This window comes from Gordonia sp. GN26 (assembly GCF_054823965.1).
This window is the reverse complement of the sequence record NZ_JSYC01000106.1, coordinates 1-658: the sequence shown is the minus strand read 5'-3', so window position 1 is coordinate 658 and position 658 is coordinate 1. Positions and strand designations below refer to the sequence as shown.

General features: G+C 54.1%; 1 rRNA gene. It reads right to left on the bottom strand.

From position 1 onward, the window contains the following. Positions 1-631: ribosomal RNA gene (locus OK17_RS18580) — 23S ribosomal RNA — on the bottom strand; the annotation flags it as partial. Positions 632-658 lie beyond the last annotated feature (27 nt).

Genomic DNA, 658 nt, shown 5'->3' with positions numbered 1-658 from the left:
CAGGCTTTGACGGATTGTAAGCGTCCGGTTTCAGGTACTATTTCACTCCCCTCCCGGGGTACTTTTCACCTTTCCCTCACGGTACTTGTCCGCTATCGGTCACCAGGAAGTATTCAGGCTTACCGGGTGGTCCCGGCAGATTCACAGCAGATTCCACGAGCCCGCTGCTACTTGGGCATCCATCACGCAAGACCATGTGTTTTCAGCTACCGGACTCTCACCGTCTACGGCAGACCATTCCAGGCCACTTCACCTAACACACGATTTTCTGACTCACGCTTCCACAGGCAGATGGAAGAAGATGAACCCCACAACACCACACACACAACCCCTACCCGGTATCACATGCGCATGGTTTAGCCTCATCCGCTTTCGCTCGCCACTACTCACGGAATCACATTTTGTTTTCTCTTCCTATGGGTACTGAGATGTTTCACTTCCCCACGTTCCCTCCACACCCCCTATACATTCAGAGGTGGGTAACACGACATCACTCGTGCTGGGTTTCCCCATTCGGACACCCTCGGATCACAGCTCGTTTGACAACTCCCCGAGGACTATCGCGGCCTACCACGTCCTTCATCGGCTCCTGGTACCAAGGCATCCACCGAACGCCCTTACACACTTACAACAACACCTACAAACCACCCCCACCCCA